Source organism: Bradyrhizobium sp. cf659 (assembly GCF_900113725.1).
Lineage (GTDB): Bacteria > Pseudomonadota > Alphaproteobacteria > Rhizobiales > Xanthobacteraceae > Bradyrhizobium.
This window is the reverse complement of the sequence record NZ_FOQJ01000021.1, coordinates 13,030-38,209: the sequence shown is the minus strand read 5'-3', so window position 1 is coordinate 38,209 and position 25,180 is coordinate 13,030. Positions and strand designations below refer to the sequence as shown.

The window sequence follows — 25,180 nt, the reverse complement described above, 5'->3', positions numbered from 1 at the left end:
CCGGGATCCAGCTCGCTCGAAAACGCTATGGCGCCGGGCTAACCGACCCGTTATAGGACAGCCCGGACCCTCCTTCATTCCCAACATCGCGGCAGCACGAGCACACATGGCCAAGATTCACTTTGTCGACCACAAGGGCGAAACCCGTACGGTGGAAATCGAGAACGGCGCAACCGTGATGGAAGCCGCCATCCGCAACAGCGTCCCCGGCATCGAGGCCGAATGCGGCGGCGCATGTGCCTGCGCGACCTGCCATGTCTATGTCGACGAAGCCTGGCGCGAGAAGGTCGGCAGCCCGACCCCGATGGAAGAGGATATGCTCGACTTCGGTTTCGACGTGCGCCCGAACTCGCGCCTGTCCTGCCAGATCAAGGTGAGCGACGATCTCGACGGTCTGGTGGTGGCGACGCCGGAACGTCAGGCCTGACGGGCTCGGTGGCGGCCGTCGCCGGTCCAGAGAGCTGATCGTCGACCGCATATAGCGCGCAATCGGGCGCGAGTTTCCCGCATTTGGATAGTGCGCGCTGTTTGGCATCCTCGACCGATCGCCGACCGGCCGAGTAGCCATAGAAGTTCTTCGGCGACACTGCGAATGCCTTGTGTTGGCCCTCGGCCATGTACTCCGAAAAGGCCGCGCGCCCTCGGCTGCCGAATTGCGGCGGAACCGGCAGATCGGGCAGGAGCGGCGCTGCCAGAGGTTTACTCCCGCCCAGATTTTGCTGATGCAGAAAGGCGTCCACCATCGGCTGCCAGACCGTGACGCCGCCATGAAACAGATCATGGCCGTCATTGCCGAAGGCCGGTGCCTCGATCAGCTGCGCGCGTCCACCGGCGGCTGAGAACGCGTCGAACGCTTGGCCGGCAAGCTCCGGACTGAAATAGCTGTCGTTGGCCGCATAGACCCACAGCATGGGTGCGTGCGACGTTGCGCCCAGCGTGCGGAACGCGTCGACCAATCCCGCCTGGTCGGCGGTTTTCTTGGCATCGCTCGCGTTGTCGCGGCGAATGCCGCCGGCGAAGCTGATCGCCGCCGCGAGGCCAGGGGGCGGGTTCGTCGTCAGTGCGACGGTTGCGAGGCCTCCCGTGGAAACTCCGACCGCGATCATTCCGTGCGAGCTGACGTCAGGGCGATGCTCCATGGCTACAACCGCGGCGCGCAGATCGTCCGCAGCCATTCTTTCGGCGCGCAGAATGCTTGCGGTGGCGCAACAGCCGGTGCCTTCCGCGTAAGTGCCGCCCGAGTCGCCGTAGCCGCGACGCATCACGACGAGCGCGGCAAATCCCCTGCGTGCGAATGCGACGGCCTGTTGGTAGAAGCGGTAAGGGGTGAGATCGCGCCGCTGCACTGCATCCGTGGCCGTGCCGTGGCTGATCAGGGCGAGCGGATAGGCCTGTGTGCCCGCGGGGCGGATCAGCAACGCTTCGAGGCCGCGCGGGCCCGCCGCCGGCATCGCGATGCGCAAATCCTCCCGATGGTAGTCCTCGGCCACGGCGGGCTGCGCGGCCAGAACGGCCAACACTAGCCAGAGCGCCGCGTGGCGCGTCATTGTTCGCCCGCTCCGCGCCGCCACCACGGCTTGAGATTGCGGATCACCTCGTCGGTCAGCGGTGTCGGCCGGCGCGAGGCCTCATCGATCATGACGGCGATGGCCTGCGCCGATGCCACGCATCGCCCTTCCGAAAACACCGCCTGCTCGAAGGTCACCGAGGTCCGTCCGAGCTTCGCGACGCCGAGGCCGAGCTCGATCGTGCCCGGCCAGTGCAGCTCGGCGCGGAAATGGATGTCGAGCCGCACCATGATCCAGGCGAGGCCGGGCGGCGTCAGCCCGTATTGCGGGCTCTTCATCAGCGTGACCCGGCCGGTCTCGAAATAGGTGGCATAGACCGCGTTGTTGACGTGCTGGTTGGGATCGAGATCGCCGAAGCGGACGTTGTCGCTGAGGCGGTAGGGGTAGTCCTCCAGGCGCGGCGTCGTATCGAGGCGGCTTGGTGCGTTCACCGATTGATCTCCGTCATATCCAACCTCGTTACAGCCCAGTTATTTTGACCCGGCAAGTGGGCGTGGCTGCGGGGCGCTCCCGCTTTTATGCCTTCCCTGATCCATCCCCGTTGGCTAGACAAGCAGGGTCACCTCGGCCCAAAGGGCGCCGTCCAACCGATAACGACCGATAAAGAGACGACATGAGCGACGTGATCAAAACCGATGTGCTGATTATTGGCGCCGGCCCCTGCGGCCTGTTCGCCGCCTTCGAGCTCGGCCTTCTCGACATGAAGGCGCATTTCGTCGACATCCTCGACAAAGTCGGCGGCCAGTGCGCCGAGCTCTATCCGGAAAAGCCGATCTACGACATTCCCGGAATTCCGCATGTTTCCGGGCAGGGGCTCACCGACGCGCTGATGGAGCAGATCAAGCCGTTCCATCCGACCTTCCATCTCGGCGAGATGGTCGAGACGGTGGAGAAGATCGGCGATCCCGCATTTCGCTGCACCACCGATGCCGGCAAGGTGTTCGAATGCAAGGTGCTGGTGATCGCGGCCGGCGGCGGCTCGTTCCAGCCCAAGCGTCCGCCGGTGCCGGGCATCGAAGCCTATGAAGGCACCTCGGTGCATTACGCCGTGCGCAAGATGGAGACGTTCCGCGACAAGAACGTGCTGATCGTCGGCGGCGGCGATTCAGCGCTCGACTGGACGCTCAATCTGCATCCGGTGGCCAAGCGCATCACGCTCCTGCACCGTCGCGACGAATTTCGCGCAGCCCCTCACAGCGTCGAGCAGATGCGCGCGCTGGTCGCGGGCGGCAAGATGGATCTCCGGCTCGGCCAGGTCACTTCGCTGGCCGGCGCCGACGGCAAGCTGACCGGCGCGACGATCAAGGGCATCGACAACAACGTCACCGAGATCGCCTGCGACACCATGCTGCCGTTCTTCGGGCTGACCATGAAGCTCGGTCCGGTCGCGAACTGGGGCATTGCGCTGGAGAACAATCTGGTGCCGGTCGAGACATCCGCGTTCGAGACCAACGTATCGGGCATCTTCGCCATCGGCGACATCAACACCTATCCCGGCAAGATCAAGCTGATCCTGTGCGGCTTCCACGAGGGCGCGCTGATGTCGCAAAAAGCCCATCGCTACGTGTATCCGGAGAAGCGCCTCGTGTTCCAGTACACGACATCATCCTCCAGCCTGCAAAAGAAGCTCGGGGTCAGCTGACCGCGTGCGGGGCGATGCCCCATGTTTCTGGTGCTGGAACCGTTCGCGAAATCGCCGTAGTCTGCGGCCATTCCAGTCGTGGAATAGCAAGGTGATCATAATGCGGAATCCGTTTTCCAGCTTTCGGCTGCTCTCGCTGCTCGCGCTCGCGCTGTCGCTCGGCGCGATGAGCCCGGCGGCGGCGCAAGCCCAGGTTGCGACGTCGGCCCAGCCAACCGCCGCGGGCCTCTGGCAGAAGGTCGAGGACGGCAAGACGGTGGGATGGTTCCTCTTCATCGACCACAACGGTGTGTTCGAAGGCGTGATCGCCAAGACGTTCCCGCGGCCCGGCGACGATCCGAACGAGGTCTGCGCGAAGTGCACGGACGATCGCAAGAACGCCCCGGTGCTCGGCCTTTCCTTCATCCGCGACATGAAGCGCGACGGGTTGAAATATGATGGCGGTAACGTGGTCAATCCGCGCGACGGCAATATCTGGAAGGCCAAGATGACGGTGAGCACCGATGGCCAGACCCTGACCATGCGCGGCTTCCTCGGCATCTCCCTGTTCGGCAAGGACGAGACCTGGACGCGCCTGCCGGACGCCAATATCGCGCAGGTCGATCCCGCCATCGTCGCCAAATATCTGCCCGCACAGGCGACAGCCGCGACGACGAAGCCGGCGCCCGCGCCCGCGGCGAAGAAGGGCGGCGCAATGATGGCGCCGGCGCCGAAGCAGTAGGGTTGCTTCCGCATTCTCTTGTAGCCCGCATGAGCGAAGCGATATGCGGGACCACTTGTCCCTGATATCGCTGCGCTCACCCGGGCTACGGAATCGTCAATACGTCCGCGCCTTCTTGCACGGCGCATAGAAGGTGCCGCTGCCGGCGACGACCCGCTCGAGGCATTGCCGGGGATCGGTGATCTCGCCGTCGACCTGGAAGTAATAGGCCTGCGTGCCCAGGCTCAGGACGTAATGTCCCGGCGGAAGTTCGAGCTCTGAATCGCCAGTGTGAAGCTCGTGCATCTCGGGTGTCCCGGGAATCGGCGACACCCGGAACGGATAGGCGAAATTGCGGATGACGCCGACGTCGTCTCCGCCACTCAGAGTCTTGCCTGCGGCGTCGGTCGAAAACTCTCTGGCGATCTTCGCCACGACCCGAACCTCGACGCGTTCGGGAATCGCGTGTGCGACGTCGCGGCGGAACACGATGAATTTGACGCGGCCGTTCGGCAGGTGCGGCCGGTCGGGCTTCCTGAACTCCGGTGAAATCGCGACGCGCATGTCCGGGGCCATGACGCCGGCCGCATTCAACTCCGCCAGCGATTTGTCGTCGATCAAGGCGTAGATGCCGTAGTCGGTCGGAAGCACGCGCGCCGGTTTCGCCGGCGGCGCGACGGCGGTCACCATTTCCGGCTTGCTGACCGTGATCGTCGTCTCCGGTTTGGGCGGGACCAGCGCGATCTCCTGGGCCTGCGACGAAACCAGCCGGCGCAGCGCGGCGATATGGTCGCGCTGCGAGATGAGAAGAACGATGGCGCCGGCGGCAAGCAGGATGGCCCCTGTACGCTTGATCACGGGCCAGAGCGGACCTGAGATCGCAGGCCGCCTGGATGTCTCGATTCCCGAGCGCAGGACCGGAGCGTCGGCGGAGAGAAACGGGCCGCTTGTCTCACCCGCCTTCGACGATGTGAGTTGATGTTGCGGCAACCGCTCCAGCGGCGCTTCTTCACGCGAGAACTTCTCGACCTCCTCGATTGCGACCTCGAGCGCCCGCTTCATCTGGTCGATGTTCTTGGCGTCGGCGTAGGTGAACTGCTCCTGGAGCTTGTAGCGGGCAAGATCGTAGACGAGCTGCCGCCTGAACTCCGGATCGTCCTTCACCGTCTCGAGCATGCGCGAGATCACTAGCGCAAACTGCACCTCGTTTGCGGGCAAATCGGTCGCGTCCTGCTGGCCAGGGAGCAACTCTCTCGAACTCATAGCGCTGACGGTCCAGGGCCTGTCACGCCAACACCCGATTTCTCTAATTGAAACAGTCGTTTAAGCAATGCGATAAAGTTCGCGGCAACGTTCCTACACGTCCCGGCGCGGCAAGGAAAGCCTCCAGAATGGTGCGGCAGATCGCCGGTGCGCTGAACATGTGGAATGTGCACACGAGAGCCTGCGGCAGTAGTTCCCCGGAATGCGTGCTGGCGCCGGATTTGCATAGCTGTCGCAAAGCCGCTGGGGAGCGAGTCGCCGTCTCCACGCCTGCCGCCACCATGCGGAAGGCGGACGGCGGCGTTTGCCCCTCGCGGCGCTGATTGCGATCCGCGGAGATAACATGCGACTTGCAAGACTATGTGCGGCGGCGCTGCCGGGGCTGATGGCGCTGCTTGCGACCTCGGCGCTGGCGCGCGACGACGGCCGCTACGCCAACTCGCCCCTCAAGCCCTGGTTCGAAAGCCTGCGCAGCGAATACGGACAATGCTGCTCGGATGCCGACGGCTACGTGGTCGCCGATGTCGATTGGGAATCCGACAAAGGGCGCTACCGCGTGCATCTCGACGACGAATGGGTGGTCGTGCCCGACGGCGCCGTGATCACCGAGCCGAACAAGATCGGCCGCACCATGGTGTGGAAGCACTATGTCGACGGCCATCCGCACGTGCGCTGCTTCATGCCGGGCAGCATGACGTAGAAGCGTGCGAGCGACGAACTCCTGACGGCGCGGAAGAGGTTCGTCATGTCCGGGCTCGTCCCGCCTGCGCGGCCGAAGCCGCTTCGGCGCGGCGAAGGCCCGGGCATCCACGCTCTTCGTGCTGTGGGCCAAGACGTGGATGGCCGGGACAAGCCCGGCCATGACGTTGTGATTGCTGTCGAGCGACGAAGGAAGCTCAGCGCGCCTCGCTCTCCGGACCCGCGCTCGCGAGCCGCTTGACGCGCGGCGACAGCACCGAGACTTGCGCGGGCGAGGCGGGCATGCCGGCGACGGTCATCGCGGGCGCTGCCGACTGCTCCTCGACGCCGGCGCCGCCGAGCACTTGCACCTGCGTTGCCGAGATCGGAAACGACTTCATTTCGTAAGAGGGAAGCTCGCCGGCGAGCGCCCCGGCCGAGCTCGCAATCATCGCGCCGGCAATGACAATCATCGAGAGAACGCGCATTGGAAAATCTCCGTGGAAAATGGCAATCGGAGGATTGGTCGCGTCGATGCCGCAACAGGTTCGCTTGCGTGCGAATATTCCTATCGCCTCCAGCGAAGATATTGGTTGCCTGATGCGAAGGGACGAAACGAGGAAGAAGTTTTTCGCGCCAATGTTTCCGGACGGTTTCGCGGGAAGAGCCGATGCGCCTCGCCTAGCACTCTTGCAGATCAAGCTGCGGAGATTTGACCGGTGGCTGCGGGAAAGCACAGGCGCATCGTCGTGCCGCGGCCGGGCTCGGAGGAGATGACCAGCTCGCCGCCGTGGGCGGCCATGATCTCGCGGACGATCGACAGGCCGAGACCGGCGCCGTCGCCTGCGCTGTTGCCGGTCTGAAATGGCTCCAGCAGCTTGTGCTCCGCGCCGCCGGGCAGGCCTACGCCGTCATCGTCGATCGAGATGCTGTCGCGGTCGACCGTGGCGACAATGCGCCGCGCACCGCGGGCATGGATGAGTGCGTTGCCGACGAGATTGGCGAGCGCGCTGCGAATGGCGGCGTCCACGCCCTGCACCAGGAACGGTCCCTGGTCGGCCCGCTCCAGCGCAAGCTCTATGCCGGCGTCCAGCGCCGAGGGACCGAAATCGGCCAGCACGTCCAGCGTGATCGCGGCAAGATCGATCGTCCGCTTCTCGATCGCATGATTTTGCAGGCGTGCCAGGTCGAGCATGGCGGAGACCAGCGATGTCAGACGTCGGACGTCTCGCACCAGCTCGACCTTCAGGGCCGGCTCAGGCACGTCCTCGATCTTGGCGCGCAGCAGCGTCAAAGGCGTGCGAAGCTGATGGGCGGCATTGCCGAGAAAGCGGCGCTGCATCCTGATATAGGCGTCGATCTCGCCGAAGGCGCGGTTCAGCGCCTCGACCAGCGGCTTCAGCTCACGAGGGACCTCGGACAGCGAGATCAGACCTTGCGGTGCTGCAGGGTCGATCGCGAGCGCGCGAAGCGCGACACGTTCGATGCCGCGTGAGACGAAACGCGCGGCCAGCGCCGCGCCGGCGGCAACGGTCGCGGCAAAGGCCAGCGCCAGCAGCGTGATCGAAAAGACACTGCGGATGAGAAAGTTTCTCGCCATCCGGCCGAAACGGACTTGAGGCTCGCCGACCATCATCGCGAGCTGCAACGCCCCCCGTTGCACGACGGCGAGGCAGAAGGTGCTCTTCTGGTCGAGCGTGCTGAAGACCGATGAGCCGACGGGCCCGTGATAGGGAAACGCGAAGGGGAGGGCCGGCCGGCGTTCGCTGCCGTACTCGCTGACGACGTCGCCTGCGGACACGACGTACCAGAGGTTCGGGCTGTCCGCCTTCAGCTCTTCGAGGGCGCGCGTCGGGCGCACCGTCAAGTTTTGCCCTTCGACTATGGTGGCGCGATCGAGAACGGCGGCCACGACCCGGCAAGCCCTGAACTCGCGCTCCTCCATCGGATAGCGCCAGATGAAGAGGCCGAGCATGATCAGGAAGATCGTCGTCGCGGCGATGCCGAGCGACAGCGCAAACGTCCGGGCGATCGACGTCATCGCGGTGTTGCCAGCCGCAGGATGTAGCCGATGCCACGCATGCTGCGGATCTCGACGTCGCCGCCGAGCGCGGCCAGTTTCTTTCTCAGGCGCGAGACCTGCGCTTCGAGCGTGTTGGATTCGATCTCGTCGTCGAAGCCGTAGATCTCCTCGATCAGGGCGGCGCGGGTGATGACACGGTCGCGGCGCATGAGGAGCGCTCCGAGGATCAGCGCCTCGCGCCGCCGCAGCAGGATTTTGGTGTCGGCGACCACCGCCTCGTTGCTGCCGAGGTGCAGCTCGACATTGCCGAGCGACAGCACCGCGGGTGCGAGCAGGCGAGGCCGCCGCAAGACGGCGCGCACCCGCGCGATCAGCTCCTGCGGCTCGAACGGCTTGCCGAGATAGTCGTCGGCACCGCCATTGAGGCCGTCGACGACATCCTCCTTGGCGTCCTTGGACGTCAGCATGATGATCGCAGGGCGTTCCGGCGACCGGCTCAGCGCCGTGACCACCTCGAGCGCATCGCCGTCCGGCAGCATCCGGTCGACGATGGCGAGATCGTATTTGAAATTGTCCAGCGCCTGGCGGGCGTCGGCAATCGAGCCGACGAGGTCGACGACGCCGTGCAACTGGCCGAGCAGACGGCTGACATAGGCGCCGATCTGCGGTTCGTCTTCGATCACGAGGGAACGCACGCGGGTCGTCCTTGACTTTGCTGGGGCAACAAAACCCCGACCTTGACGCTCTCTGGCCGAATTCCGGCATTTCGGTTCGTGCGCGAGGTTCCCTTAAAGGCAGCGAGCTTGGCGAATAAAAGGCAGGGACGAGGGCGCTGACCGGCACGCGCGGTCAAAGTCAGGAGCGTGAATCCGTTCCGGGCAATGTTCGGGCAATGTTGGTCCGGCGGCGCACCTGGCGCGCGCCGGGAACGGATTGGGCGGTGGCCCTGCGCCCTGCAATCTTGGGGCAATTTTGCCGGACCACATGCTGTGGCTCCAACCACATCAGTCGACCAGGCCCAGCAGGGCCGGTCCGGGGCCCCGTAATGAAGCATTTTGACGAAGCCGCTCTCGATCGTGCCGCGAGCGCGCAGCAGAGCTTGCTGAGCGCATTCCTTGCCGCACTCGGTGCGATCATGGCGATCCCTCAGTCTGCATCCGCGCAGACCGCGTTCACGCTGCCGGCCCCGCCGTTCGACCTGCCTATGCTGCCCTCGCCGTCCGGCAACTGGACCGTCATGGTCGGCATCGGCGGCGAATACACACCGGACTTCGTCGGGTCGAAGAACGGAAAATTCCGCCCGATCCCGATCTTCTCCATTCGCCGTGCCGGATCGGTCGACCAGTTTCGCGGGCCCCGCGACAGCGCCAGCATTGCGCTGCTCGACGTCGGCAATTTTCGCGCCGGGCCTGCGTTCAAATACGTCTCGTCGCGCAAGAGCGACAAATATTCCGAGCTGACAGGCCTCGGCGACGTCAAGGCCGCATACGAGCTCGGCGGCTTCGTCGAATATTATCCGGTCGACTGGCTGCGCCTGCGCAGCGAATTGCGCCAGGGCGTGGGTGGCCACACCGGCACCGTGGCCGACGTTTCCGCCGACGTCATCGTGCCGCTGATCCAAAGGCTCACGATCTCGGCCGGCCCGCGCTTCACCTGGAAAAGCACCAAGGCGACCGCACCGTATTTCGGCGTCGATGCCACGCAGGCGCTGGCGTCGGGACTGCCGATGTACGATGCCAGGGGCGGTGCGCACTCGGTTGGCTTCGGCAGCCAGATCTCCTATCGCATCAATCCGCAGTGGGAGGTCCATGCCTATGTCGAATACGAGAAGCTGCTCGGCGACGCCGCGGACAGTCCGCTGGTGAAGCTGCGGGGATCGTCGAACCAGACCACCATCGGCCTGGGCGCGTCCTATTCGTTCGACTTCAGGATTCGATAGGTCGCCATGCGCCGTCATGCTGTTCTATGGATTGCCCTCGCGGTCACTTCCGTCGTCCTCAGCGCCGCCGCGGCGTTCGAGACGCGCGCGAGCCGGCTCCAGGCGATCAAGACCGTCGGCATCGTCTCGGCGATCGGCGAGGAGATGAGCCTGACGCAGGCCGGGCTGACCGCGCTCGGCAATACCGGGCAGAGCGCCTCGATCAGCGCCTGGGGGCTCGACGAGATGATCGTCCAGCAGGCGACGAGGCTCTTGAGCGGACGCTTTCGCGTGCAGGCCGTGAGCTACAGACGCGCCGCGTTCGCCGCGATCAGGGATTCGGCGGTCGCGCCCGTCAATCTCCTGCGCAGCGATCCGTTCAAGGAGCTGGTTCGCACCGATGTCGCTCCGCAGGGGCTGGATGCCTACATCGTCGTCACAAGGGCAAGATCGAAACTCGGCAACGGCCGCAACGTCGAGGGCATCGGGCTCGCTCAGTACCGGACGCTGCTTGCAGACTACGGCCTGATCCACGCGCTCTACGAGGTGCGCGTGATCGACGGCAAGTCGTTCGACGTGATCGAGAAGCGGGCGGCCGCGCCGCTCGACAACACCGGGACCATGCGGCTCGCCGGTCCGAGCGGGCCGGTCGACGAGACGTTTGACGGTCCGGCTTCAAGTGAACGGCTGCGCACGGCGATAGTGGATCTCATCACGCGCAGCCTTCCGGTCACGCTGAGCGACATGCACCTGATGGAAAGTCAGTGACCCCTCAGGTCACCGGCGCCGGATTGAACAGCGTGAGGTCGTTGTGGATGCCCCAGCGGTCCGACCACGGTTTGGTGCGGCCACTGGCAACGTCGAGGATCAGGCGGAACAGGTCCCAGCCGCATTCCTCGATGGTCTTCTCACCGGTGGCGATGCTGCCCGAATCGAAGTCGATCAGATCCTTCCAGCGCCGCGCGAGCTCGCTGCGGGTTGCGACCTTGATCACGGGCGCAGCCGCAAGGCCGTAGGGCGTGCCGCGGCCGGTGGTGAACACTTGCAGCGTCATGCCGGAGGCGAGCTGGAGCGTGCCGCAGATGAAGTCGGAAGCGGGCGTTGCCGCGAACAGCATGCCCTTCTGCGTCGCCTTCTCGCCGGGCGAGAGCACGCCGGTGATGGCGGATGAGCCGGACTTGACGATCGAGCCGAGAGACTTCTCGACGATGTTGGCGAGACCGCCCTTCTTGTTGCCGGGCGTGGTGTTGGCGCTGCGATCGGCGCCGCCGCGGGCGAGATAAGAATCGTACCAGGCCATCTCGCGCACCAGCGCGCGGCCGACGTCCTCGTTGATCGCGCGGCGCGTCAGGAGCTGAATGGCGTCGCGCACTTCGGTCACCTCCGAGAACATCACGGTGGCGCCGGCGCGCACCAGGAGGTCGGCGGCGAAGCCGACCGCGGGGTTCGCGGTGACGCCGGAGAACGCGTCACTGCCGCCGCATTGCAGGCCGATGACGAGGTCGGAGGCCGGGCAGGTCTCGCGGGTGCGCTTGTTGAGAGTTTTCAGGCGTGCTTCGGCCTGGGTCATGATGGCATCGACGATCGCGCCAAAGCCGTCGAAGGCTTCGTCCTGCATGCGGACGATGGCGTCGCTGATGCCTTCCGGCACCAGCCGCTCGGGCGCGAGCTTTTCGCATCCCAAGCTGATGACCAGAATCTCGCCGCCGAAATTCGGGTTGAGCGCCAGGTTCTGCAGCGTGCGGATCGGCACCACCGCGTCGGGCGCGTTGATGGCGACGCCGCAGCCATAGGCATGCGTCAGCGGCACGACGTCGTCGACGTTCGGGTACTTCGGCAGCAGTTCGGCGCGGATGCGCTTCACCGCATATTCCATCGTGCCCTTGACGCATTGCACGGAGGAGGAGATGCCGAGGATGTTCTTGGTGCCGACCGAGCCGTCCGGATTGCGGAAGCCTTCGAAGGTAAAGCCTTCCAGCGGCGGCAGCGGAGCGGGCACGGCAGTCGAGATTTCCAGCTTGTCGAGGGCAGGGGCCTCCGGCATGCGGATGCGCGCCTCGTCGACCCATTCGCCGGCCAGGATCGGCGAGAGGGCGTAGCCGATCACCTCGCCATAGCGGATAATCGGCGCATCCTGCGCGATGTCGACCAGCGCCGTCTTGTGCCCCTGCGGCACAAAGGCGCGCAGCGTCAGCCCGCAGGCAAAGCGGGAGCCGGCGGGAAGCCCGAAATCATTGACGACGATCGCGACATTGTCGCGCTCGTTGAGCTTGATGTAGCGGGGCTGCTCTTTCGCTGCGACGTCCTGGTCCATGGGAGGACTCCGGGATTTGTAGGGTGGGTTAGCGCAGCGTAACCCACCAATGTCTGTTTCCGCGGAAGCAGAAGGGGTGGGTTACGCTGCGCTAACCCACCCTACGATGTCTACGATATCAGCCCATCAACCCGGATAGGTGTAGGCCGTCTTCACCGTGGTGTAGAACTCGCGGGCATAGGAGCCCTGCTCGCGGGCGCCGTAGCTCGAACCCTTCCGGCCGCCGAACGGCACGTGATAGTCGACGCCGGCGGTCGGCAGGTTGACCATCACCATGCCGGACTCGCTGTTGCGCTTGTAGTGCGAGGCGTATTTCAGGCTGGTGGTGCAGATGCCGGAGGCGAGGCCGAACTCGGTGTCGTTCGAGATCGCGAGCGCCTCCTCGTAGTTCTTGGCGCGGATGACGGCGGCGACCGGGCCGAAGATTTCCTCGCGCGCAATGCGCATGTTGTTGTTGGCTTCGGTGAACAGCGCCGGCTGGAGGTAGTGGCCGGGCGTCTCGCGCTTGAGCAGCTCGCCGCCGAAGGCGAGCTTTGCGCCCTCGTCCTGGCCGATCTTGATGTAGCGCAGGTCCTGGTCGAGCTGGCTCTGGTCGACCACCGGGCCGATATGCACGCCGGCCTTGAGCGCGTCGTCGACCGACAGGCCCTTCAGGCGCTCGGCCATCGCCGCGACGAAGCGGTCGTGGATGCCTTCGGTGACGATCAGGCGAGAGGACGCGGTGCAGCGCTGGCCGGTCGAGAAATAGGAGCCGTTGACGGCGACTTCGACGGCGGTCTTGAGGTCCGCGTCGTCGAGCACGACCAGCGGATTCTTGCCGCCCATCTCGAGCTGGAACTTCTTCATCGGGGTCGACAGCACGCAGGCCTGCGCGATCTTGCGCCCGGTCTGCACCGAGCCGGTGAAGGTGATCGCCGCGACATCCGGGTGGTCGAGCAGGGTCTGGCCGACCACGGAGCCGGAGCCGACCACGAGATTGAACACGCCGGCGGGAATGCCGGAGCGGGTGATGATCTCGGACAGCGCATGCGCCGAGCCCGGCACCAACTCGGCCGGCTTGAACACCACGGTGTTGCCGTAGCAGAGCGCAGGCGCGATCTTCCAGGCCGGGATCGCGATCGGGAAATTCCAGGGCGTGATCATGCCGATGACGCCGACCGGCTCACGGGTGAGCTCGACGTCGAGGCCGGGACGAACCGAGGCGCCCTTCTCGCCGATCAGCCGCAGCGCTTCGCCGGCGAAGAACGCAAAGATCTGGCCGGCGCGGGCGACCTCGCCGATGCCCTCGGGGAGCGTCTTGCCTTCCTCGCGGGCAAGCAGGCGGCCGAGCTCTTCCTTGCGGGCGAGGATTTCGAGAGAAATCTTGTTCAGCGCGTCGTAGCGCACCTGCGGCGTCGACTGCGCCCAGGCGGGGAAGGCGGCTTTCGCGGCCGCGATCGCCTTCTCGGTCTGCGCCTTGTCGGCCTTGGCGTATTCGCCGACCAGATCGTTGGTGTTGGAGGGGTTGATGTTCTTGGTGACGCCGGAGCCGTCGACCCATTCGCCGCCGATGAAGTTCTTCAGGATCGCAGTCATCTCATTCCTCCAGGGAAGTTTTCTAACGCACGAGGCAGGGACGCTTGTCGTCGAAGGTCCAGCCGGGGATCAGGTCCTGCATGGCAATAGCGTCATCGCGGGCGCCGAGTCCATGCTGCTTGTAGAGGTCATGCGCAGCGTCGATGGCCGCCCTGTCGATTTCGATACCCAGGCCCGGCCTGTCGGGGACCGCAATCTTGCCGCCCTTGATCTGGAGCGGCTCCCGGGTCAGCGCCTGGCCGTCCTGCCAGATCCAGTGGGTGTCGATCGCGGTGACCTTGCCCGGGGCGGCGGCGCCGACATGGGTGAACATCGCGAGCGAAATGTCGAAATGGTTGTTGGAGTGTGAGCCCCAGGTCAGGCCGTTGTCGCGGCAGGTCTGGGCCACGCGCACCGAGCCTTGCATGGTCCAGAAGTGGGGATCGGCCAGCGGAATGTCCACCGCGCCGAGACGCAGCGCATGGGAAAGCTGCCGCCAGTCGGTCGCGATCATGTTGGTCGCCGTGGGCAGGCCCGTGGCGCGGCGGAACTCCGCCATGATCTCGCGGCCGGAGAAGCCGGCCTCGGCGCCGCAGGGGTCCTCTGCATAGGCGAGGATGCCGTGCATGTCCTTGCAGAGGCCGATGGCCTCGTCGAGCGACCAGGCGCCGTTGGGGTCCAGTGTGACACGTGCGTTGGGGAAGCGCTTGGCGATCGCGGTGACGGCCTCGATCTCCTGCTCGCCGCGGAGCACGCCGCCCTTGAGCTTGAAATCGGCGAAGCCGTAATGGTCGTGGGTGGCCTCCGCGAGCCGCACCACGGTCTGCGGCGTCATCGCTTCCTGATGGCGGAGGTTGAACCATTCCGCCTTGCCGGCCTCGCCACTGACATAGTCGAGCCTGGACTTGCTGATGTCGCCGACGAAGAAGAGATAGCCGAGCGTCTCGACGCTCTTGCGCTGCTGGCCTTCGCCGAGCAGCGCGGCGACCGGCAGGTTGAGATGCTGGCCGAGCAGGTCGAGCAGCGCAGACTCGATCGCCGTGACCGCATGGATCATGACGCGGAGGTCGAAGGTCTGCTTGCCGCGGCCGCCGGCGTCACGATCGGCGAAGGCCGTGCGGACGTCGGCGAGGATGTTGTTCATCGCACCGACGGTCTTGCCGATGACGAGATCGCGCGCGTCCTGGAGCGTCTGCCAGATCTTCTGCCCGCCCGGCACCTCGCCGACGCCGGTGTGGCCGGCATTGTCGGTGAGGATGACGATGTTGCGGGTGAAGAACGGCGCATGCGCGCCGCTCAGATTGAGGAGCATGCTGTCGCGGCCCGCGACCGGGATCACCTGCATCGCCGTGACGACCGGTGCGCCGGCGACTGGCGCGCCGGAGATTTCAGTCTGGGCCATCGCGCGCTCCTCCCTGTTGTGTTCGGTCGTTATTCTGCAGCCTGTTGTGACGATCGGATGGCGGGCAGGTTCTTGACCAGCGCGGTGAGCTCCGCAATCTCCTGCTCGGTGAGATCGGTCAGCGGCGGGCGGACCGGGCCGGAGTCGCGGCCGATCACCTTCATGCCGGCCTTGATGATCGAGACCGCATAGCCCTTCTTGCGGTTGCGGATCGCGATCAGCGGCAGGATGAAATCCTTCAGCCCGGCATGGATCGTCGCGTGATCGCGCTTGCGCACGGCGGCGTAGAAATTGGTCGCGAATTCCGGAACGAAGTTGAACACGGCCGAGGAATAGGTCGTCACGCCCATGTCGAGATAGGGCAGCGCAAAGGTCTCTGCGGTCGGCAGGCCGCCGATATAGGTGAGGCGGTCGCCGAGCTTGGTGTAGACGCGGGTCATCAGCTCGATGTCGCCGATGCCGTCCTTGTAGCCGACGAGGTTCGGGCAGCGCTCGGCAAGGCGGGCGAGCGTGTCGGGCTGGAGGATGGCATTGTCGCGGTTGTAGACGATGACACCGATCTTGACGGCGGCGCAGACCGCCTCGACATGGGCGGCAAGGCCGTCCTGCTCGGAATGGGTGAGATAGGGCGGCAGCAGCAACAGGCCGTCGGCGCCGGCCTTCTCGGCGCCAACGGCGATCTCGCGGGCGATCGCGGTGCCATAGCCGGTGCCGGCGAGCACGGGCACGCGGCCCTTGGTCTCCTCGACGGCGATCTTGACGATTTGCGGAACCTCGGTCGGCGTCAGCGAGAAGAACTCGCCGGTGCCGCCGGCGGCGAACAGGCCTGCGACATCATAGCCGCACAGCCAGTCCATGTTGGCGCGATAGGTCGCCTCGTCGAAGGAGTAATCCGCCTTGAACGGCGTGACGGGGAAGGACAGGAGGCCCGATCCGATCTTCTGGGCCATTTCCTGCGGGGTCATCTTGCTCATGGGCGCGGCTCCCTAATTGCGTGTTGTGGAGGACGCAAGCCTGCGCGTCCATGCGCCGTGGTTTAGGAGACCGTTCGATGCGCGTCCAAGCCAAAGCCTATATCGACCGATGCGAAATCAGCATCAATCTTCCATGATCTCCGCCGAGGACAACTCACCTGCGATTTTGACCAGCGCCGACAGCAGCGGATTCTCGTCGTCGCGGCGCCAGACCATGAACAGCTCGACGGGAACGCGCGTGCGCAGCTTCAGGGGGCGCAGCCGCACGTCGGAGATCTTCAGGCTCGCCGCTGCGGCCGGTACGATGGCAAGGCCAAGGCCGGCGCGGACCATGGCGAGGATCGAGTGGATCTGGCTCAGATGCTGGACGTAGCGCGGCAGCACGTCGGCGCGGGTGAACAGCGCCACCAGGAGATCGTGGAAGTAGCGGCTCTCATAGGGCGAATACATCACGAAGGGCTGGTCGTCGAAATCCTTGATGGTGATGCTGTCGGCGCTCGCCAGCGGGTGCTTCTTCGGGATCGCGGCAAGCAGGGGCTCGGCGACGACACGGCGGCTGGCCACTTCCGGGCGCGCGATCGGCGGCCTGAGCAGGCCGGCGTCGATCTGGCCGGAGCTGAGCGCCTCGAACTGGTCGCCGGAGACCATCTCCTTCAGCGAGAAATCGACTTCGGGCAGCTTGGCGCGGCAGGCCGCAACGAGCTCGGGGAGGAAGCCGTAGGCGGCCGCCGCCGTAAAGCCGATCTTGAGCGAGCCGGTCTTGCCCAGCGCAATGCGGCGGGCGACCTGGGAGGCGCTTTCCGCAAGCTTCAGGATGCGCCGGGCCTCCGGCAGGAAGCTGCGGCCGGCAGGGGTCAGGCGCACCGAACGGCTGGTGCGCTCCAGCAGCGGCGCGTCGATGATGTGCTCGAGCACCTGGATCTGCCGCGACAGCGGCGGCTGGGTCATGTTCAGCCGCGCGGCGGCGCGGCCGAAATGCAGTTCCTCCGCCACCGTGACGAAACAGCGGAGCTGGTTGAGGTCGAACATCGATACATGCCTTAGATGAATAAGGCGTTTCCCCGGCACTTCTAGCATCGATCATCCCCAAAAACAAAGACGGCGGCTTTTTGGGCCGCCGTTGAGTTGCCTGGTCAAGCTCCCGTGGGAGCCCTCAGGAGGAACGTTTGAGCACCACCCGCTCGATCTTGCCCACCACGACGAGATAGGCGAACGCGGCGACCAGCGCATTGGCGCCGACGAACAGCAATGCACCGTTGAAGGAGCCGGTCGCGGCCAGGATGTAGCCGATCACGATCGGGGTGGTGATCGAGGAGAGGTTGCCGAAGGTGTTGAACAGGCCGCCGGAGACGCCGCCGGCTTCCTTCGGCGAGGTGTCGGAGACGACAGCCCAGCCGAGCGCGCCGATGCCCTTGCCGAAGAAGGCGAGCGCCATGAAGCCGACCACCAGCGCCTGTCCGTCGACATAGTTGCAGGCGATGATCGACATCGACAGCAGCATGCCGCCGACGATCGGGATCTTGCGTGCCATGGTCAGCGAGCCCGTCTTGCGCAGGATCGCGTCCGAGATGATGCCGCCGAGCACGCCGCCGATGAAGCCGCACAGTGCGGGCAGCGTCGCGACGAAGCCGGCTTGCAGGATCGACAGGCCGCGCTCCTTGACGAGGTACACCGGGAACCAGGTCAGGAAGAAATAGGTCAGCGTGTTGATGCAGTACTGGCCGAGATAGACGCCGAGCATCATGCGGTTGGAGAGCAATTGGCGGATATGGTCCCAGCCGGAGCCGGCCTCCGGGACGCGCTCTTGCCTCAAATCGTCTTTGGGCGCGTCGAGATCGACCAGTGCGCCGCCTTCCTTGATGTAGTCGAACTCGGCCTCGTTGATCCCGGGATGCTCCTTCGGGCCGTAGATGGTCTTGATCCAGACGAGGCCCATGACGATGCCGAGGGCGCCCATCACGAAGAACACGAAGCGCCAGCCGTAAGCGTGTGCGATCCAGCCCATCAGCGGCGCGAAGATCACGGTGGCGAAATACTGTCCCGAATTGAAGAAGGCGGACGCGGTGCCGCGCTCATTGCCGGGAAACCACGCCGCGACGATGCGGGCATTGGCGGGGAAGGAGGGCGCTTCCGCGATGCCGACGAGGAAGCGAAGTGCGAACAGCACGACGATCGCGGTGCCGGCGCTGAAGAAGCCGACCCAGCCCTGCATCATCGTAAACAGCGACCAGACGATGATGCTGAAGGCATAGACGAGGCGCGAGCCGTAGCGGTCGAGCAGCCAGCCGCCCGGCACCTGCGCGATCACATAGGACCAGCCGAACGCGGAGAAGATGTAGCCCATCGCGACGGGATCGAGATGCAGCTCCTTGGAGAGCGCGGGGCCTGCGATCGAGAGCGTGGCGCGGTCGGCGTAATTGACGGTCGTGACCAGGAACAACATGGTCACGATGAACAGCCTGACGCGAGACCTCCTCACGTCCGCTGCGGACACCACTGCGCTCATCACGCGCCTCCTTAGAACTCGAATGTTTCCTCACCACGACTCCTAGAGGCGCGCGCGGCAAAGTGTCCAAGTTGAAGGGAGTATCGATCGATACCGTTTTTGGATTGATGGAACGGCGTGATCCGGATCAGCCGCGGTTCGCTATCCGGGCAGAGGCGTCCTGCGCGGTGGAACGCCGAAGCGCTTCTTGTAACTCACCGAGAAATGCGACTGGCTTGCGAAGCCGCAGCGATAGGCGACTTCGCCGAGATTCGTCGTTCCCTTCTGGCCGCTGGCGACGATCAGCAGATGCGCCTGCTGCAGCCGTTCCTCCTGCAGGACCTGTCCGAACGTCGTGCCGTGGTACTGGAAGATCTTGTGCAGGTAGCGAATTGAGATGCGGTGATCGACTGCGGCGCGATCCGGTGACAGCGTATGGTCCGCCAGATTGCGCCTGATGTAGGCGCTGATCCGGTTGAACAGGGAAGTGCCGAGCGTCTCTCTGATCAGGGCCGTATTGTCGCGCTGATCGCGGCATTCGATCATAAGGCAGAGCATGTCGATGATGCAGTCCTCGATCCGCGCGCTGTGCTCCGAGGGCTGCATCTTCAGCACCTGCTCGGCGAGCGTGGTGATCGCGGGCACCAGCAGGGGATTGGTGAAATCGGCGGTCGCGCAGAGGTCGTCGATGCCGGCGAGGCGTCCCGCCAGACGCTCGCGATCGATCTTGATCGTGATGTTCTCCGACGCATCCGGTACGTCGATGATGTAGGCTTCGGCCGCGTTCACCAGGAATACGCTGCCCGGCATGACCAATCCCTCGCGGCCGCGCTGCTGGAAGCGCATCGCATGGCGGGTCGGAAACAGGAAGACGAAATCCTCGGTCTTGTCGACCTTCGCGGCTTCCTTGCGCCGGATGACGCGCTGCGCGTCGGCGCGGAAATTGGAGATGCCCATGATCTCCGACTGCCAGTCGACGAGCTCGCCGCGCAGCCGGTCGGTGTGGGCAGACTTGATGTCGAGCCGGTAGTAGACCTCGGCCATGGCCTGCCGCCAGGCCTCGATGCTTCCCTGTCCTTGAATTCCGGCAGTCGAATATGAGTTGCTCTGCGTCATGGCGCTCAGCTCAGGGTTCACTTGCGGAAAAGGCAGTCAAAACAGCATTCAAGAAGCGTACCAATGGCGAAGGCGTCCCCCCCCAGTATGGTCGGTCGCCGGCGTGCGCTCCGGCAAAAAACACAGTGCGCCCAACGAAAAGACGACTTCGGTGCCTTCCCCTAGCTTGGCCCGGCCATCGCAGACCGGCGAGATCGCCGAAGCAGGAGGGGGCTTGAATGAGCACGAAATTCACACGCAGGCGTGTTCTGGCGGCCGCGCCCGCGGCTGCCGCAGCAGCGGCGCTGCCGGCGCCATACATCACCGGTGCCACGCGTGCAGCGTCAGGCGAGCCGATCCTGATCGGTGTACCGACCGCCCAGACCGCCCAGGCGGGCGTCGCCGACCATCAAGACTATCTCAACGGCACAACGCTCGCCATAGAGGAGATCAACGCCGCCGGCGGCGTTCTGGGGCGGCAGCTCAAGACGGTCGTGGTCGACATCGATCCGCTCTCGCCCGAGAGCGGGCAGGTTGCGATCAACAAGCTGATCGACGCCAAGGTGCACGCGATGTCCTGCGCCTTCGTGTTCACTCCGGTGCCGGTGGCCGATGTGTCGGCGCGCTACAAGGCGCCGTTCCTGTGGGGCCTCACTCAGCGCAACTTCACCGACCTCCTCGCCAAGAGCGGCGACAAATACTCCCACGTCTTCCAGACCGACCCGTCGGAAGTGCACTATGGCTACACGTTTCCGATCTTCCTGAAGGCGATGCGCGACCAGGGCGTGTGGAAGCCGATCAACAACGGTGTCCACATCGTCCAGGAGCAGATCGCCTACAACCAGACCATCTCCAAGGCGCTGCAGGCCGCGTTGCCCAAGAGCGAATTCAAGCTCGCCGGCGTCACCGACATCCAGTATCCCGTGCAGGACTGGGGTTCGGTGATCCAGGAGATCAAGAAGATCGGTGCCGGTGCGGTGATGATCGATCACTGGGTCGCCGCCGAATATGCCGCCTTCGTCAAGCAGTACAGCGCCGATCCGCTCAAGGGCACGCTGGTCTATCTGCAATACGGGCCGTCGCAGCCCGAATTCCTCGAACTGTCCGGACCGGCTGCGGAAGGTTTTGTCTGGAGCACGGTGCTCGGCGTCTACGCCGACGACAAGGGCAAGGAATTCCGCGCCAAGTACAAGAAGCGTTTTCCGGGCATCATGGGTCTCTGCTACACCGGCAACGGCTACGACGTGACCTATTACCTGAAGGCCGCGTGGGAAGCGGTCGGCGATCCCTCCAACTTCAAGGGGGTGTGCGACTGGGTGCGCAAGACGCCGTATCGCGGCGTGTGCGGCTATATGAGCATGAACAACCCGCTCCAGGAATGCGCGCACTATCCCGATACGGGAGACGCGATCGGCGCCAAGGAGCTTGAGCAGGGCATGGCGCAGCTGTTCTTCCAGGTGCAGAACAACGAGCACAAGATCATCTATCCGGACGTGCTCAGGGAGAGCTCGTTGCGCAAGGCGCCGTGGTGGTGATCGGCGCGCGACGATGGCGTCCCCACTGCTCTTTGCCTGTAGCGACATCACGCTCGATCTCGGCGGCCGCTCGATCCTGCACGGCATCTCGCTTTCCGTCGAACCCGGCGAGGTGCTCGGCGTCATCGGTCCGAACGGCGCCGGCAAGACCAGCCTGTTCGAGGTGCTGTCCGGCCGGATACCGCCGAAATCCGGCTCGATCCGGTATCGGGGCAAGGACATCACGTCGCTGCCGCTGCACCGGCGCGCGCAGCTCGGCATCGGCCGGACCTACCAGACGCCGGTCGTGCCCGAGGGCATGACGGTTGCTCAGGTGCTGAAGGCCGCGCGGCAGGCCTATCGGCCCTATCTGACGCCGGATGATTCCGAATGGGGCGCAGGACTCGTGGCTTTCCACGTGCCTTCGAGCACGATGGCCGACCAGCTCGAGACGCTGAACCGGCGCAAGCTGCTGATGACCTGCCTGCTGATGCGGCGGCCGAAGATCCTGCTGATGGACGAGCCGGCGGCGGGCCTGATCAATTCGGAGATCGACGAGTTCGACGAGATCATGCGCGTGCTCGCCAAGGAGCTCGACATCGCGATCGTGCTGATCGAGCATCGCATGGAGCTGCTCGACACCATCGCCGACCGCGTGATGGTGCTGGATGCCGGCGAGATGATCGCGGAGGGCCGCCTCGACCAGATCCTCGTCGATCCCCGCGTCAAGGCGGCGTATTTCGAACTCGATGGCACGCATTGATGAGCGATGCCGCGAGAAGCGCCGTGCTCGACGTCCGCGGACTCTCCGCAGGCTGGGGGCCGCTGCGGGTGATCCACGATCTCGATCTCACCGTGTTCGCCGGCGAGCGGATCGGGCTGGTCGGCCTCAACGGCCATGGCAAGTCGACGCTGTTCCAGGCGATCGCCGGACTGACCGGCTGGCAGCGCGGCTCGATCCTGCTCAACGGCTTCGAGGTCGGCCGCACGCGCAGCCAGGGGCCGGGCCGCTATACGCACCAGATCGTCCGGCGCGGGCTCGCATTGATCCCGCAGGGTGACGAGATCTTTCACGGCTTGACCGTGGAGGAGCACCTGGACAGCGGCGCCTACACCAAGGTTGCCTGGAAAGAGCGCGGACCGCGCAAGCGAAAGATCCTGCAAATCTTTCCGCCGCTGGAGAAGCTGATGAAGACGCCGGTCGGCCGCCTGTCCGGCGGCGAGCGGCGCATGGTCTCGATCGGACGCGGGCTGATGGCGGATGCTGATCTCTTCCTGGTCGACGAACCGTCGCTGGGCCTGGCGCCGAAGATCGGCAAATCGGTCGTCGATGCGCTGATGGCGGTCGAGCTCGGCAGCTCGGCGATGGTGATCGCCGAGCAGAATCTTGCGCTGCTGGAGGGGCGGGTCGACCGCATCATCGGCATGCATGCCGGCAAGCTGAAGGGCGAGGCGTCGGCCTCGAAGAGCCTGATGGGAGGCCACCGGTGAACTGGAGCTTCGTGCTTTCCAACGCGATCACGCTCGCCTGCATCTATGGCACGCTCGCGATCGGCATCTCGCTGACCTGGTCGAGCCTCGGCCTCGTCAACATGGCCTTCGGCTTCATTTTCGCGCTCTCCGGCTATGGCGCGTGGCTCGCCAGCGTCAATATCGCAGCGCAGCCGGCGGTGGTGATGGCCGCAGGCATCCTCACCGGCGCGCTCGGCGGATTGTTCGTCTGCCTGCTCGCCTTCATCCCGATCCATGACAAGCCGAATTTTCCGCTGCGTGCACTGATCGCGACGCTCGCCATCAGCCTGATCGGCAACCAGGCGCTGCTCTGGTATTTCGGCCCGCGCGCGAAGTCGCTGCCGCGGCTGTTCGGCAACTGGAACGCAGACATCTTCGGCGTGGTGGTGACCTCGGACAAGCTGGGCGCTTCGGCATCCGCAATCGTGCTGTTGACGCTGATCCTGCTCTGGATGCGCTCCAGCCGCCGCGGGCTCGAGATCCGCGCCATGATGATGAATCCGCACGCGGCGTCCATCGTCGGCATCGGCGTGCGGCGCACCGGCTTCTACGTAATGGCGCTGACCGGCTCGCTCGCGGGCCTGGCCTCGGTGCTGCTGGCGCAGACCTATTACGTGGCGCCGTTCAGCGGCATCACGCCGATGGTGAAGGGTCTGAGCATTGCGCTGGTCGGCGGGCTTGGCAGCGTGCCGGGTGCGGTGATCGGCGCCGTCATCATCGGCCTCAACGAGGCGCTGACCTCGACCTTGCTCGGCGGCCAGTACGTGTTGATCACGCAGTTCCTGCTCATCATCATCGTGCTCCTGGTCCGGCCGCGCGGGATCGCGGGCCTGCTCGACAAGGCGCGGGAGGCCTGATCGATGACCGACGCCGCCCAGCCGATCTGGATCGATCCGACCGACTGTCAATATCCGGAGCAGCCGGCGCGAGAAGCCGCGACCAACCCGCATCTCTCACACCAGGTCACCTGGAACGAGACCCGCGCGTTCAAGCCGCGCATGCACCTCGTCGGCCGCCTGCGCTACTACTACAAATGGCCCGGTCATGGCGGCCGGCTGTGGTGGCGCAAGCGCTATTGGCCGACGCGGCGACGATTTCTGCAGATCCGCGGCGAGTACAATCCGAAGACGATGCGCCGGGAGAAGACCATCGTCGACAAGCGCCCGATCTGGTGGACGATGGCCTTTCTCGCGATGGTGCTCGCCCCGGCATTCGTGCCAACCGCCGGCTGGAATACGGTGATGAGCGCGGCGGCGGTGTTCGGGATCTACTCCGCGGTCAACCTGTGCTGGATGCTGATCATCGGCACGGCCGGCATCTTCTCGCTCGCGAGCTATGCCGCGGTCGGCGCCGCCGCCTATGGCACGACCTACCTCGCGATCCAGTTCGGCCTGCCCTGGTGGATGCTGCCGATGATCGGCGCATTGATCGGGCTCGCCTTCGGGCTGATCATCGGTCTGCCGGCGATGCGGCTCGACGGCTTCTACTATGCGCTCCTGACGCTCGGGGTGGTCGAGCTCTGCCGGGTCTACGTCGTGCAGTCGCGCGAATTCGGCTCGGCGACGGGCGGTCTCTACGGCGCGCCGAGCTATCTGCCGGCCAGTCTCGGCCAGATGCCCCGGTTGCTGCTTGGCTATTACGCATCGCTGGCGCTGACGGTGTTCGCGCTGTTCGTGTACCGCTTCATCGACGGCAAGCGGCTCGGACGCGTGCTGCGCATGGTGCCGGAAAAGCACGAAGCCTTCGCGCAGGCCTGTGGCGTCGACTTCATTCGCGCGCGCATCATGGTGTTCCTGATCTCATCGACTGCGCTCGGCTTCATAGGCGGCTTCTACGCCTCGCATTTCGGCGGCGCATCGCCCAACCTGTTCTCATTCGACACCGTGTTGCTGTCGCTTGCGATGCTGGTGATCGGCGGTATCGGCCGCTCGGAAGGTGCGGTCGCCGGCACCGCCATCGTGGTGTTCATCGATCGCGTGCTGATCGATCTCGGTCCGCTCCGCTACATGCTGATCGGCGCGATCATGCTGGGGGTGGTGCTGTTCCTGCGCGAGGGCCTGTTCGGCATCAAGCGGCAGTTCAGGACCTGGCGCGACAAGAAGAAGAGCGAGCGCCGTGCGACGCGCGCGGAGAAAGGCGGAGAGATGTTGCCGGAAGAAGCCACCGAAATCGAGGACAAGGACCAGATCTTCTTTCGCCGCTTCGACAAGATGCAGCGGGACTTCCTGAAGCGGCTGGTGACGGACACCGTGATCGAGGAGCACCGTACGCGCCCGCTCGGGCAGCACAGCGAGGCGCTGGAGCGGCTGTTGATCTACTTCCGCCGCCAGGGCCAGGTCGACAAATACGCGATCATGGTGCTCGAGGAATTCAGGGCCTACCGCATCGTCGCGCTGTCCGGACATCGCGGCACCGCGCCGCGCGTGGTCGAGGATCGCAACTATACAACAGCCGACGAGGCCTACCACGCGCTGTTCCTGCGCCGCGTGCAGGATCTCCTCGAAAGCTGACCGTCAACTTCGTCTCACTTCGCGAGAA

General features: G+C 65.0%; 24 protein-coding genes. 11 read left to right on the top strand and 13 right to left on the bottom strand.

Annotated elements, in window-relative coordinates:
• Window positions 1–106: 106 nt before the first annotated feature.
• On the top strand, window positions 107–427 hold the full coding sequence (locus BM118_RS39495) for a 2Fe-2S iron-sulfur cluster-binding protein (RefSeq protein ID WP_027548035.1): 321 nt from the start codon (window positions 107–109) through the stop codon (window positions 425–427).
• Here the strand turns inward: BM118_RS39495 and BM118_RS39490 are convergent.
• Window positions 369–1,547, bottom strand: coding sequence for a CocE/NonD family hydrolase (locus tag BM118_RS39490; protein WP_143099598.1), 1,179 nt, complete (start codon window positions 1,545–1,547; stop codon window positions 369–371). The genes BM118_RS39495 and BM118_RS39490 overlap by 59 nt on opposite strands.
• Window positions 1,544–1,999 carry an acyl-CoA thioesterase gene (locus tag BM118_RS39485; RefSeq protein WP_092193359.1) on the bottom strand — a complete coding sequence of 152 codons (456 nt, stop codon included), beginning with the start codon at window positions 1,997–1,999 and terminating at the stop codon, window positions 1,544–1,546. The genes BM118_RS39490 and BM118_RS39485 overlap by 4 nt, the downstream gene beginning before the upstream one ends.
• A 182-nt stretch (window positions 2,000–2,181) precedes the next feature.
• Here BM118_RS39485 and BM118_RS39480 point away from each other — a divergent pair, with 182 nt between their 5' ends.
• Together BM118_RS39480 and BM118_RS39475 are read left to right on the top strand one after the other, a co-directional pair.
• A complete protein-coding gene (locus tag BM118_RS39480) occupies window positions 2,182–3,210 on the top strand; it encodes an NAD(P)/FAD-dependent oxidoreductase (RefSeq protein ID WP_092193358.1) in 1,029 nt (342 codons plus the stop codon).
• A gap of 100 nt (window positions 3,211–3,310) precedes the next feature.
• Entirely contained in the window at window positions 3,311–3,931 is a 621-nt protein-coding gene (locus BM118_RS39475; RefSeq protein WP_177235093.1) for a DUF2147 domain-containing protein, read from the top strand.
• A gap of 96 nt (window positions 3,932–4,027) precedes the next feature.
• Here the strand turns inward: BM118_RS39475 and BM118_RS39470 are convergent, their stop codons facing one another.
• Window positions 4,028–5,128, bottom strand: coding sequence for a hypothetical protein (locus BM118_RS39470; RefSeq protein ID WP_244550345.1), 1,101 nt, complete (start codon window positions 5,126–5,128; stop codon window positions 4,028–4,030).
• Between the two features lie 388 nt (window positions 5,129–5,516).
• Here BM118_RS39470 and BM118_RS39465 point away from each other — a divergent pair, with 388 nt between their 5' ends.
• Window positions 5,517–5,873, top strand: a complete 357-nt coding sequence (locus BM118_RS39465) for a hypothetical protein (RefSeq protein ID WP_092193393.1) — start codon at window positions 5,517–5,519, stop codon at window positions 5,871–5,873.
• Between the two features lie 196 nt (window positions 5,874–6,069).
• Here the strand turns inward: BM118_RS39465 and BM118_RS39455 are convergent, their stop codons facing one another.
• The 3 genes from BM118_RS39455 to BM118_RS39445 all read right to left on the bottom strand — a co-directional run bounded on the left by BM118_RS39455 (window position 6,070) and on the right by BM118_RS39445 (window position 8,569).
• Window positions 6,070–6,339: a hypothetical protein gene (locus BM118_RS39455; RefSeq protein ID WP_244550344.1), complete on the bottom strand. Its 270-nt coding sequence runs from the start codon at window positions 6,337–6,339 to the stop codon at window positions 6,070–6,072.
• A gap of 209 nt (window positions 6,340–6,548) precedes the next feature.
• Entirely contained in the window at window positions 6,549–7,892 is a 1,344-nt protein-coding gene (locus BM118_RS39450) for a sensor histidine kinase (protein ID WP_177235092.1), read from the bottom strand.
• Window positions 7,889–8,569, bottom strand: a complete 681-nt coding sequence (locus BM118_RS39445) for a response regulator transcription factor (protein WP_028173254.1) — start codon at window positions 8,567–8,569, stop codon at window positions 7,889–7,891. The genes BM118_RS39450 and BM118_RS39445 overlap by 4 nt, the downstream gene beginning before the upstream one ends.
• A 350-nt stretch (window positions 8,570–8,919) precedes the next feature.
• Here BM118_RS39445 and BM118_RS39440 point away from each other — a divergent pair, with 350 nt between their 5' ends.
• Entirely contained in the window at window positions 8,920–9,813 is an 894-nt protein-coding gene (locus tag BM118_RS39440) for a MipA/OmpV family protein (protein ID WP_177235091.1), read from the top strand.
• A 6-nt stretch (window positions 9,814–9,819) separates the two neighbouring features.
• A complete protein-coding gene (locus tag BM118_RS39435; protein WP_092193350.1) occupies window positions 9,820–10,560 on the top strand; it encodes a hypothetical protein in 741 nt (246 codons plus the stop codon).
• 4 nt (window positions 10,561–10,564) lie between these two features.
• Here the strand turns inward: BM118_RS39435 and garD are convergent, their stop codons facing one another.
• The 7 genes from garD to BM118_RS39400 form a co-directional block, all read right to left on the bottom strand.
• Window positions 10,565–12,106 (bottom strand): galactarate dehydratase, encoded by a 1,542-nt coding sequence (gene garD, locus BM118_RS39430; protein WP_092193348.1) that lies wholly within the window; start codon window positions 12,104–12,106, stop codon window positions 10,565–10,567.
• Window positions 12,107–12,232: 126 nt separating this feature from the next.
• Window positions 12,233–13,681: an aldehyde dehydrogenase family protein gene (locus BM118_RS39425; protein WP_092193346.1), complete on the bottom strand. Its 1,449-nt coding sequence runs from the start codon at window positions 13,679–13,681 to the stop codon at window positions 12,233–12,235.
• Window positions 13,682–13,703: 22 nt separating this feature from the next.
• Window positions 13,704–15,062, bottom strand: coding sequence for a glucarate dehydratase (gudD, locus tag BM118_RS39420; RefSeq protein ID WP_092193344.1), 1,359 nt, complete (start codon window positions 15,060–15,062; stop codon window positions 13,704–13,706).
• A gap of 29 nt (window positions 15,063–15,091) precedes the next feature.
• Complete coding sequence (gene kdgD, locus BM118_RS39415; RefSeq protein ID WP_027548051.1) at window positions 15,092–16,036, bottom strand: 5-dehydro-4-deoxyglucarate dehydratase; 945 nt, start codon at window positions 16,034–16,036, stop codon at window positions 15,092–15,094.
• Window positions 16,037–16,159: 123 nt separating this feature from the next.
• Window positions 16,160–17,065, bottom strand: a complete 906-nt coding sequence (locus tag BM118_RS39410) for a LysR family transcriptional regulator (RefSeq protein WP_092193342.1) — start codon at window positions 17,063–17,065, stop codon at window positions 16,160–16,162.
• 124 nt (window positions 17,066–17,189) lie between these two features.
• A complete protein-coding gene (locus BM118_RS39405) occupies window positions 17,190–18,542 on the bottom strand; it encodes an MFS transporter (protein ID WP_177235090.1) in 1,353 nt (450 codons plus the stop codon).
• 141 nt (window positions 18,543–18,683) lie between these two features.
• Window positions 18,684–19,637, bottom strand: a complete 954-nt coding sequence (locus BM118_RS39400; RefSeq protein ID WP_092193338.1) for an AraC family transcriptional regulator — start codon at window positions 19,635–19,637, stop codon at window positions 18,684–18,686.
• A gap of 218 nt (window positions 19,638–19,855) precedes the next feature.
• On the opposite strand from BM118_RS39400, the gene BM118_RS39395 reads away from it, so the two are divergent.
• From BM118_RS39395 to BM118_RS39375, 5 genes are read left to right on the top strand one after another with little or no spacing between them, the layout of a single operon-like run.
• Entirely contained in the window at window positions 19,856–21,151 is a 1,296-nt protein-coding gene (locus BM118_RS39395; protein ID WP_092193336.1) for an ABC transporter substrate-binding protein, read from the top strand.
• Between the two features lie 13 nt (window positions 21,152–21,164).
• Window positions 21,165–21,893, top strand: a complete 729-nt coding sequence (locus BM118_RS39390; protein WP_092193334.1) for an ABC transporter ATP-binding protein — start codon at window positions 21,165–21,167, stop codon at window positions 21,891–21,893.
• Complete coding sequence (locus BM118_RS39385; protein ID WP_092193332.1) at window positions 21,893–22,621, top strand: ABC transporter ATP-binding protein; 729 nt, start codon at window positions 21,893–21,895, stop codon at window positions 22,619–22,621. Before BM118_RS39390 ends, BM118_RS39385 begins: the two co-directional genes overlap by 1 nt.
• A complete protein-coding gene (locus BM118_RS39380) occupies window positions 22,618–23,499 on the top strand; it encodes a branched-chain amino acid ABC transporter permease (protein ID WP_092193330.1) in 882 nt (293 codons plus the stop codon). Before BM118_RS39385 ends, BM118_RS39380 begins: the two co-directional genes overlap by 4 nt.
• A gap of 3 nt (window positions 23,500–23,502) precedes the next feature.
• The gene (locus tag BM118_RS39375; protein ID WP_092193328.1) at window positions 23,503–25,152 is read left to right on the top strand and encodes a branched-chain amino acid ABC transporter permease; all 1,650 of its coding nucleotides are present in this window, start codon (window positions 23,503–23,505) and stop codon (window positions 25,150–25,152) included.
• Window positions 25,153–25,180 lie beyond the last annotated feature (28 nt).